Here is a 9,174-nt window from a genome sequence, read left to right on the forward strand (position 1 = left end):
CTTTCGCACGGAGGCGGCGGCATGAGTCAGGCCACCCTCGAGCGCCCGGGCGGCTCGCCGAAGCAGGTACGTCCGGCGCAGCCGCCGCCGAGCCCGTTGCTCATCGGGGGCATCCTCGGCGCTGTCGCCGTGACCGTGGTGGCGGGTTGGGCGATCGACTTCTCGCTCGCGCCGGTCATCGAGCAGTGGCCGATGCTGACAATGATCCTCGAGGAGGTCGTGCACCCCGAGTGGGCGGAGATCACCGACCCGTCCTCGCGCCTGTGGACCGCGCTGAAGGAGACCGCGGCGATCGCGATCATCGCGACCTTCGTGGGCTCCCTGATCGCCCTCGGCGTGGCTCTGCTGGGCTCCAAGGTGAGCGCGCCTCCCGCGGTCTACCGGGTCACCAAGCCGGTGATGTCGGTGATCCGGTCGCTGCCCGACATGGCCTACGCGCTGGTCTTCGTCGCCGTCGTCACCGGCCCGCTCCCGGGGATCCTGGCGCTGACCATCTTCAACATCGGCATCGTCGCCAAGCTGACCGCGGAGAGCATCGACGCCGTCGATCCCGGCCCGCTGGAGGCGCTCGACGCCGCCGGGGCGACCCGCTGGCAGCGGGCCCGCGTCGCGATCGTGCCTGCCGTGCTGCCCAACTACGCCTCGTACGTCCTCTATGTCTTCGAGCTCAACATCCGCGCCTCCGTGGTGCTGGGGGCGGTCGGGGCCGGCGGGATCGGGCAGCTGATCATGCTCTACTTCAACCGGGCCGACTATGCCCGGCTGGCAGCGGTCGTGATCGTGATCTTCGCGGTGGTCATCGCGATCGACCTGCTCTCCCAGCTCCTGCGCCGGAGGCTGGTATGACCTCGGCGACAGCGACGACGCGGCCGAAGCCGCCGCCGAAGTGGCCCTACACCGCGGTCGGCCTCGCGCTGATCGGCGTCGTGCTGGTGGCCGGATGGTCGCTGGACGACGCCAAGTGGGAGCGGCTGCCGCAGTTCCCCGGAGAGATCCTGCAGTACGCCGGCCAGATGCTCGACGGCGTGCTCACCTGGCCGGGAGCGCATCCCGAGGGCCAGGCCGACCCGGAGCTCACCTACGGGGACTGGTGGCTGCAGTCGCTGAAGCTGATGGGGGAGTCGGTGGCGCTCGCCTGGATCGGCACCTGCGTGGGGGCGCTGTTCTCGTTCCCGCTGGCCTTCCTGGCCGCCTCCACCACCGCGCCGCTGGTCGTACGCCTCCCGGTGCGGCTCTTCTTCAACGCCATCCGCGCCGTGCCGGAGATCCTGCTCGCGGTGATCGTGATGCTGCCGCTGTTCGGGCTCAACCCGATGGCCGGAGCGATGGCGATCGGCATCCACTCGATCGGCTCGCTCGGCAAGCTGACGCTGGAGAACATCGAGTCGGTCGACCCGCGCCCCGTCGAGGCGGTCACCGCGGCCGGAGCGACGTGGTGGCAGCGGATCCGCACGGCGGTCATCCCGCAGATGATGCCGGAGACCGTGGCGTTCTGGCTCTACCGCTTCGAGGTGAACATCAGGGCAAGCGCGATCCTCGGCGTCGTGAGCGCTGGTGGAATTGGTGCGTTATTAAACCGTGTCCTTCGGGGCCGTGAGTGGGAGTGGGGTGGAATCATGCTAGCTGTGATCATCATCGTGACGATCCTGGTCGACCAGCTGTCAGCAACGCTGCGTCACCGGATCCTGCACGGCGCCGAAGCCACCGCGGTGGCGGCATGACGAGTGCGCCGGTCCTTCCCGCCATCAGGGCCGCAATGCCGCGGCTCAACCCTTCCGAGCGCGCTGTCGCCGAGGTCGTGCTGACCCGTTCGGAGTGGGCCATCGAGGCGACCACCGCCGAGATCGCCGCCGAGGCTTCCGTCTCGACCGCGACCGTGGTCAGAGCCGCGCAGAGACTCGGGTTCCGCGGTTTCCCGCACCTCAAGGTGCTGCTGGCGCGCGACCTGGGCACGGCCAAGACCGAGACAACCGAGGGAGGCAGCCCGCTGACGGTGGTGCGCTCCTTCTTCGCCGACATCGCCGACTCCGCCTCCGACATGGTCGGGCTCCTTTCCGAGGAGCAGGTCACCCGGGCCGTGGAGCTGCTTGCTGAGGCGCGCTCGATCCTGGTCGCCGGCACGGGCGTCTCCTCGCCCGTCGCCCAGGACATCGCGATGAGACTCGGCTCCCAGGGGCTGAGCACCGTCGCGCCCAGCGACCACCTCGACCAGCTCATCCGGGCCCGTCTGCTCCAGCCGGGCGACGTCTGCGTCGTCGTCAGCGGCACCGGCGCCACCGCGCCCACCATCCAGGTCGCCCAGGCGGCCGTCGCCGGGGGAGCGGCCGTCATCGCGCTGACCTCCTTCACCGGCACCCAGCTGACCAAGCTCGCTGAGGTCGAGCTGGTCACCCCGCAGGGCGGACGCGCCGGGTTCCGCCAAGAGCTCGACTCGATCATCCGGATCCCGCAGCTCATCCTCGGCAACGCGCTCGTCGCCGCTGTGGCGGCCCGCGACCCCGAGGCTGCGGCCAACGTACGCGCCCGAGTGCTCGAGGTCGTCGGCGGCGAGCTCGACCCGCAGGGCTAGAGATACGCAGCGAGCAGCTCCGCCTCGGCGCGGAGCTGCTCTGCTTTTTCGCCCGCGCCGCGGGACTCCAGGTCCGTCGCTGCGCTCAGACGCTCGGTCTGCTCGTCGGAGATAATGCCTCGGACGTCGTCATCGGTGAGGTCGCGCCTGGCGGCCTCGGTGGCACCCACGCCGCTCGCGGCGCCGGCGATCGGGCCGTCGCCTGACAGTGCCGCCTCCGCCACCGGCAGCGCCTCGGCGTTGGCGATGGCGGACAGGGTCGAGCGGAGCACGGCTGTCGCCGCGGTGTCGCGAGCCTTGCGGGCGGTGAGGAGGTCGGCTCGGAGTCGAGCCTGGAGGCCGGTCATGTGCTGGACCCTAGGGTCCGCGTCCAGTCGTGGGCAACCGGGTTTCGGCCGGTAGAACGCTCAGAAACGCACGTGGCGCCGTCCCCCGGAGGGAACGGCGCCACGTGGCGTACGAGCGTCAGCCTCAGTGGCTGAGCGGCTCCTCGATCGCCGAGTGACGGTGATCGTCGAAGTCGTGACCATCGACCTGGTGACCCTCGTGGGCGGCCAGCTCGTGGGCCTCGTGCTCGGCGTGGTGGTGCGCCTCGCTGAGCTCCTCGGGGGTCGGCTTGTCCACGTCGTGGTCGTAGTAGAAGGCCCGGAGCTTCGCGCGGAGCGTCGGCTTGCCGTTCTTCTTCAGCTCCGGCTCCTCGCCCGCCCGGCCGCGGTCGCGGACGGTCATGGCGTAGGCCTCGCCCTCGGGAAGCGGGAGGTGCTTCTCGTGGTAAGCGCCCTCCGGCGTACGGATGACCGTGCCGGTCTCGTAGCCGTGCAGCAGCTTCTCGTTGTCGTGACGCTGCAGCGAGATGCACCAACGACGCGTGATGATGAACGCCGCGATCGGACCCAGGAACACGAACGCCCGCAGGAAGTAGGTGATCTGGTTGATCGAGAGGTCGAACTTGATCGCGATGATGTCGTTGCCGCCCGCGGCCCAGAAGCCCGCGTAGAACGTCATCAGGGCGACGAACGTGGCGGTGCGGGTCGGAGCGTTGCGCGGGCGCTGGAGCAGGTGGTGCTCGCGCTTGTCGCCGGTGATCCAGGCCTCGATGAACGGGAGCATCAGCACGACCATCCAGGCCGCCATCGGCAGCACGATGACCGGGAAGAAGATGTTCCACGACCAGGTCGAGCCCCAGAAGTGCGACTCCCAGCCCGGCATGATCCGCAGCGCGCCGTCGGGCCAACCCATGTACCAGTCAGGCTGCGAGCCGGCGGTGACCTTGGTCGGGTCGTAGGGGCCGAACTTCCACACCGGGTTGAGCGAGAAGAAGGCGCCGAGCAGGGCGGTCACACCGAAGGTGATGAAGAAGAAGCCGGTCATCTTGGAGATGTAGTTCGGCACCATCGGGTAGCCGACGACGTTCTTCTCGGTGCGTCCGGGTCCAGGCCACTGGGTGTGCTTGTGGTAGATCAGCAGGATCAGGTGGGCACCGATCAGCGCCAGCAGCAGCGCCGGGATCAGCAGCACGTGGATCGTGAACAGGCGTGGAATGATGTCGTCGCCCGGGAACTCGCCTCCGAACAGGAAGAACGAGATGTACGTCCCCACGATGGGGATCGCCATCATGAACCCGTCCGCGGCCCGGATGCCGGTGCCGGAGAGCAGGTCGTCGGGGAGCGAGTAGCCGGTGAAGCCCTCGAGCGTGCCGAGGAGCAGCAGCGTCGCGCCGATGACCCAGTTGATCTCACGCGGCTTGCGGTGCGCGCCGGTGAAGAACACGCGCATCATGTGGATCATCATCGAGGCGATGAACAGCATCGCCGCCCAGTGGTGGACCTGGCGCAGCAGCAGGCCGCCGCGTACGTCGAAGGAGATGCGCAACGTCGAGGCCATCGCCTCGGACATGTCGATGCCGCGCAGTGGCGCGTACGACCCCTGGTAGGTGATCTCAGCCATCGAGGGCGTGAACCACAGGGTCAGGAAGACGCCGGTGACGAGCAGGACCACGAAGCTCCACAGCGCGATCTCACCCAGCATGAACGACCAGTGGTCGGGGAAGATCTTGCGGGAGAGGAACTTGCTCAGGCCACCGATGCCGAGGCGCTCGTCGGCCCAATTGGCGGCCGCGCCAGCCTTGGTCGGCTTGCCCGCCGGGGCAGCGGCTTCGGTGCCGTTGCTGGCGGCAACCTTGGACGTGTCGGTGCTCACTGTCCGCCCTCCTTGTAGCCGTACTGCTCAGCATCGGCGGCGTGGTCCTTGGACCAGTCGTCGAAGATCTCGTCGATGTCGTAGGTGTTGCGCTCCCAGAAGCTGACGCCCACAGGCTCAGGGTAGTCCGAGAGGGCAACCAGGAAGCCGTCCGCGTCGACGCCCAGGGGCAGCTGCGGGAGGTGGCGGCCGGCCGGGCCGAAGATGACCTTGCCGTGGTCGGCGAGGTCGAAGGTCGACTGGTGGCACGGGCACAGCAGGTGGTGCGTGGTGCGCTCGTTCAGCGAGATCGGGCAACCGACGTGGGTGCAGATCTTGGAGTAGGCCACGATGCCGTTGACCGACCAGTTGCGGGTCACGTCGTTGTCGATGTCGTTGGGGTCCATCCGCAGCAGGATGGTGGCCGCCTTCGACTTGGCGATCTGCAGCGGCGCGCCGTGCAGGCTGCCGTCGAAGATCGTCGCCGGCTCGGCGTTGACCAGGTCACCGATCTCCAGGTCGCCCGGACGGATCGGGGTGCCGACCACGTCGCGTACGACGCGCACGCCGGCATCCCAGACGGTGTGCTCGAGACCGGCGCCGGGGTAGGGCTGCGCCTCGGTGATCTGGGCGTTGGTCTCGCCCAGGTCCCTCAGCATCACGATCGCGGGCAGACCGAGCAGAGCCGCCGAGCCGATCATCGCGTTGCGGATGAAGGGACGGCGAGCCATACCGGACTCGTGGAGCGCGGCCTTGAGCTCGGTGAGGGCGGCCTCGCGGGTGGCGGGGGAGGAGGCTGCCGGGTGGCGGTCCTCGGAGTGCTCGATGTCGACGACGAGCTTGCGGGCCCACTGGATGACGCCGATGCCGAGGAAGAGGAGCGCGAAACCGAGGCTCGCACCCAGGGCCAGGTTGGAGGCGCCGAAGCCCAACCACACGTCACCGTCGTAGCCCGGCTCGATGGCGAAGTAGGCCACCACGAACAGCACCGAGCAGATCGCGGAGAGACCGAAGAAGGCGCTCACCTGGCGCTCGGCACGCTTCTCCGCCTTGGGGTCGACGTCGGTGGGACGCCAGTGATGCTCGTGCATGCCCGGGTCGGGCAGCAGCGCGTCGGTGTGCGCGTTGAGCTCGGGGTGCGAGTCGTCGTGCTTCTCGATCTCGCTGAGGTCGCTGCTCACTTGGCAGATCCCTTCTTGGTCTGGTTGGTGCGCGTGGTGTGCGCGGCGATCCAGGTGGCGAAGGCCACCAGGACGCCGAGCCCGACGACCCAGGCGACGATGCCCTCGGTCACCGGACCGAGCGAACCGTTGTTGAAGCCGCCGTAGTCGGGCTGCTCCTTCATCGACTCGATGTAGGCGATGACGGCCTTCTTCTCCTCCGGGCTGATGTTGCCGTCGGAGAAGGTGTCCATCGACTGCGGACCGGTCAGCATCGCCTGGTAGATGTGCTTCGGGTCGGTGTTGAGGATGCTCGGAGCCTCGCCGCCGCGCGGCATCGCGCCGCCGGCGCCGGTGAAGTTGTGGCAGGCGGTGCAGTTGGTCAGGAAGATCTGGCCACCGAGGGCGACCGCGGCCTCCCTCTCTTCCTCGGACTCGAAGGTGTCCGGGTCGTACTGCTCCGGCTCCGGGACGGCCGGGCCGGGGCCGAGGCTGGCGACGTACGCGGCCAAGGCGTCGATCTCGTCCTGGTTGAAGCTGGGGTCCTTGACCTCGACCTGGGCGCCGGGCTGGGCCATCGGCATCCGGCCGGTGCCGACCTGGAAGTCGACGGAGGCGGCACCGACACCGATCAGGGAGGGTCCGTAGAGCTTCCCGTTCTGGGTGGTGATGCCCTCACCGTTGGAGCCGTGGCAGGTGGAGCAGTTGATCATGAAGAGCTCTTTGCCCTCGGCGACGAGAGCAGCGTTGTCCTTCTCCTGCTCGGCCTGGGAGGCCGGGGCGAGCGCGGCGTACGCGCCGCCGGTGCTCAACAGGGCGACCAGGAGCACGGCGGCACCGGCCAACGGGCGGCGACGGTGCCGCGACAGTCGACCGACGGAGCGGTTCAGTAGACGCACATTCAGTCCTTGGTCACTTGAGGAGGTAGATGGTCGCGAACAGGCCGATCCACACCACGTCGACGAAGTGCCAGTAGTAGGACACGACGATCGCGGAGACGGCCTGCTCGTGGGTGAAGCGCTTGGCGACGTACGTCCGGCCGAGCACGAACAGGAAGGCGATCAGGCCGCCGGTGACGTGCAGACCGTGGAAGCCCGTCGTCAGGTAGAAGACCGAGCCGTAGGGGTCGTCGGGACCGGTGATGCCGCGGTTGAGGGCGATGCCCTCCTGCACCAGGGCTGCGTACTCGGTCGCCTGACCGGCGATGAAGACCGCGCCCATGAGGTAGGTGAGGATGAACCACTCACGCAGGCCCCACAGGCGGATCGCGAGCAGGGAGCCCTTACGTCCGACCTGGCCGCGCTCGGCGGCGAAGACGCCGAACTGGCAGGTGAACGACGACAGCACGAGGATGGTCGTGTTGACCGCCGCGAACGGGATGTTGAGTCCAGAGGTGTTGGCTTCCCACACCTCGGGGCTGACCGCGCGGATCGTGAAGTAGGCCGCGAACAGCGCCGCGAAGAACATCAGCTCGCTTGCGAGCCAGATGATCGTCCCCACGCTGACCATGCTCGGACGGTCGTGATGCCCGTGCAGGCGGGCTGTTGGAAGAGTCGATACTGTCGCCACGCCCGCCATTATGTCCTGCCCCCTTTCCAGAGTCTTCTTGGGACCCTGTGTGTCGTGTTTCAGGGTGCTGCTACACCCTTAGACACCGCTCAGGTTCTGTGTGTGACATGTGGCCTCAGGGCATGCTGTTGGCGCTAGCATCAGGGTGTGACCGACACCACCTCGAATTCACTGAAGATCCTCGTCTACAGCGACGACGTCGACGTACGCAAGCAGGTGATCCTCGCTCTGGGGCGCCGCCCGCACCCGTCTCTGCCGGAGGTGGAGTACGTCGAGGTGGCCACCGAGCCGGCCGTGCGCGCCCAGCTCGACGCCGGTGGCCTGGCGCTGGCCGTGCTCGACGGGGAGGCCGCGCCGGCCGGCGGGCTGGGGATCGCGAAGGCGGTCAAGGACGAGGTGAAGGACGCTCCGCCCATCGTGGTCCTCATCGGTCGTCCTCAGGACGCGTGGCTCGGCACCTGGTCGCGTGCGGAAGCCACCGTGCCGCACCCGCTCGACCCGTTCGAGCTGGCCCGGACGGTCGTGGGACTGCTGCGGCCCGTTAACGTTGGCGCATGACGTCCGCGCCCCATTCCTGGCCCGAGGTCCTCACCACGCTGGTCGCGAGACAGTCCCTGTCCGCGCACCAGGCGGCGTGGGCGATGGGGGAGATCCTCTCGGGAGAGGCGACGCCCGCGCAGATCGCCGCCTTTGCGGTGGCACTGCGTGCCAAGGGCGAGACCGTGGACGAGCTCGCCGGGGTCGCCGACGGGATGCTGGCCAAGGCCAACCCGATCTTCGTGCCCGGGCGCGTGCTCGACATCGTCGGCACCGGTGGTGACCGGTCCTTCTCGGTCAACATCTCCACGATGTCGGCGATCGTCGCGGCCGGTGCCGGGGCCAAGATCGTCAAGCACGGCAACCGGTCCGCCTCCTCCAAGTCGGGATCGGCCGACGTGCTCGAGGCGCTCGGCATCCGGCTCGACCTCGACATCTCCCGGGTGGGCGAGGTGGCCGAGGAGGCCGGGATCACCTTCCTGTTCGCCGCGGCGTTCCACCCCGCGTTCCGGCACACCGCTGTGGCCCGTCGGGAGATCGGCATCGCCACCGTCTTCAACCTGCTCGGCCCGTTGACCAACCCGGCTCGCCCCGCGTCCTCCGCGATCGGCTGCGCCGACGCCTCCGCCGCGCCGATCATGGCCGGCGTCTTCGCCCGCCGTGGCGTCGACGCCTGGGTCTTCCGCGGCGACGACGGCCTCGACGAGCTCACCACCACCACGACCTCACACGTGTGGATGGTCTCGCAGGGGGTCGTGACCGAGGCGACCGTCGAGCCGCTCGACCATGGCATCGGCCGGGCCACCGCCGAGGATCTGCGCGGTGACGACGCGGCCTACAACGCCGCCGTCGTCCGCCGTCTGCTCGCCGGGGAGAAGGGCGCCGTACGCGACGCCGTCGTGCTCAACGCCGGTGCTGCTCTCGCCGTCCACGACGCCGGGTCCGGCAGCGTCGACGAGCGTCTCGCGGGCGGCATCGCTCGCGCGGCCGACGCGATCGACTCCGGGGCTGCTCAGGCGGTGCTCGACCGGTGGGTGGCCGCTACTTCTCGCTGAGGTAGATGATTACGCGGGCAGCCCGAACTCAGCCAGTTCATCTATCGGCACGCGGCCGCAGATCTGGGACGTCCGACGCAGCTGTACTCGCACGACTGACGATCTT

Annotated in this window: 10 protein-coding genes; 5 read left to right on the forward strand and 5 right to left on the reverse strand. The window is 68.7% G+C overall.

Going from position 1 to position 9,174, the window contains the following annotated elements; genetic code table 11:
• The first annotated feature begins 21 nt into the window (after positions 1 to 21).
• The 3 genes from phnE (ABZY89_RS23530) to ABZY89_RS23540 are packed head-to-tail and all read left to right on the forward strand — an operon-like array spanning position 22 to position 2,569.
• Positions 22 to 846, forward strand: a complete 825-nt coding sequence (gene phnE, locus ABZY89_RS23530) for a phosphonate ABC transporter, permease protein PhnE (RefSeq protein WP_355231107.1) — start codon at positions 22 to 24, stop codon at positions 844 to 846.
• Positions 843 to 1,721 carry a phosphonate ABC transporter, permease protein PhnE gene (gene phnE / locus ABZY89_RS23535; RefSeq protein WP_355231109.1) on the forward strand — a complete coding sequence of 293 codons (879 nt, stop codon included), beginning with the start codon at positions 843 to 845 and terminating at the stop codon, positions 1,719 to 1,721. Before phnE (ABZY89_RS23530) ends, phnE (ABZY89_RS23535) begins: the two co-directional genes overlap by 4 nt.
• Entirely contained in the window at positions 1,718 to 2,569 is an 852-nt protein-coding gene (locus ABZY89_RS23540; RefSeq protein ID WP_091049949.1) for a MurR/RpiR family transcriptional regulator, read from the forward strand. Before phnE (ABZY89_RS23535) ends, ABZY89_RS23540 begins: the two co-directional genes overlap by 4 nt.
• Here the strand turns inward: ABZY89_RS23540 and ABZY89_RS23545 are convergent.
• The 5 genes from ABZY89_RS23545 to ABZY89_RS23565 form a co-directional block, all read right to left on the reverse strand.
• On the reverse strand, positions 2,566 to 2,916 hold the full coding sequence (locus ABZY89_RS23545) for a hypothetical protein (protein ID WP_355231111.1): 351 nt from the start codon (positions 2,914 to 2,916) through the stop codon (positions 2,566 to 2,568). The two genes, ABZY89_RS23540 and ABZY89_RS23545, sit on opposite strands and share 4 nt — an antisense overlap.
• Positions 2,917 to 3,040: 124 nt before the next feature.
• Complete coding sequence (locus ABZY89_RS23550; RefSeq protein ID WP_355231113.1) at positions 3,041 to 4,768, reverse strand: ubiquinol-cytochrome c reductase cytochrome b subunit; 1,728 nt, start codon at positions 4,766 to 4,768, stop codon at positions 3,041 to 3,043.
• Positions 4,765 to 5,928 (reverse strand): Rieske 2Fe-2S domain-containing protein, encoded by a 1,164-nt coding sequence (locus ABZY89_RS23555; protein WP_355231114.1) that lies wholly within the window; start codon positions 5,926 to 5,928, stop codon positions 4,765 to 4,767. The genes ABZY89_RS23550 and ABZY89_RS23555 overlap by 4 nt, the downstream gene beginning before the upstream one ends.
• On the reverse strand, positions 5,925 to 6,806 hold the full coding sequence (locus ABZY89_RS23560; protein ID WP_355231115.1) for a cytochrome c: 882 nt from the start codon (positions 6,804 to 6,806) through the stop codon (positions 5,925 to 5,927). Before ABZY89_RS23560 ends, ABZY89_RS23555 begins: the two co-directional genes overlap by 4 nt.
• 13 nt (positions 6,807 to 6,819) lie before the next feature.
• Positions 6,820 to 7,485 (reverse strand): heme-copper oxidase subunit III, encoded by a 666-nt coding sequence (locus ABZY89_RS23565; protein ID WP_350718892.1) that lies wholly within the window; start codon positions 7,483 to 7,485, stop codon positions 6,820 to 6,822.
• A 138-nt stretch (positions 7,486 to 7,623) separates the two neighbouring features.
• Between ABZY89_RS23565 and ABZY89_RS23570 the strand changes: the two genes are divergently transcribed.
• Both ABZY89_RS23570 and trpD read left to right on the forward strand, forming a co-directional pair.
• On the forward strand, positions 7,624 to 8,034 hold the full coding sequence (locus ABZY89_RS23570; protein WP_141803871.1) for a hypothetical protein: 411 nt from the start codon (positions 7,624 to 7,626) through the stop codon (positions 8,032 to 8,034).
• Positions 8,031 to 9,068 carry an anthranilate phosphoribosyltransferase gene (trpD, locus tag ABZY89_RS23575; RefSeq protein WP_355231117.1) on the forward strand — a complete coding sequence of 346 codons (1,038 nt, stop codon included), beginning with the start codon at positions 8,031 to 8,033 and terminating at the stop codon, positions 9,066 to 9,068. The genes ABZY89_RS23570 and trpD overlap by 4 nt, the downstream gene beginning before the upstream one ends.
• The last annotated feature ends 106 nt before the right edge of the window (positions 9,069 to 9,174 follow it).

Origin of the sequence: Nocardioides sp. NPDC006303 (genome assembly GCF_040613175.1) — a bacterium.
Classification (GTDB): Bacteria; Actinomycetota; Actinomycetes; order Propionibacteriales; family Nocardioidaceae; genus Nocardioides.

Excerpts from the sequence above, each read along its gene's own strand:
- trpD (WP_355231117.1), top strand. The coding sequence starts at position 8,031 with ATGACGTCCGCGCCCCATTCCTGGCCCGAGGTCCTCACCACGCTGGTC.
- ABZY89_RS23565 (WP_350718892.1), bottom strand. The coding sequence starts at position 7,485 with ATGGCGGGCGTGGCGACAGTATCGACTCTTCCAACAGCCCGCCTGCAC.
- phnE (WP_355231107.1), top strand. The coding sequence starts at position 22 with ATGAGTCAGGCCACCCTCGAGCGCCCGGGCGGCTCGCCGAAGCAGGTA.
- ABZY89_RS23540 (WP_091049949.1), top strand. The coding sequence starts at position 1,718 with ATGACGAGTGCGCCGGTCCTTCCCGCCATCAGGGCCGCAATGCCGCGG.
- ABZY89_RS23545 (WP_355231111.1), bottom strand. The coding sequence starts at position 2,916 with ATGACCGGCCTCCAGGCTCGACTCCGAGCCGACCTCCTCACCGCCCGC.
- phnE (WP_355231109.1), top strand. The coding sequence starts at position 843 with ATGACCTCGGCGACAGCGACGACGCGGCCGAAGCCGCCGCCGAAGTGG.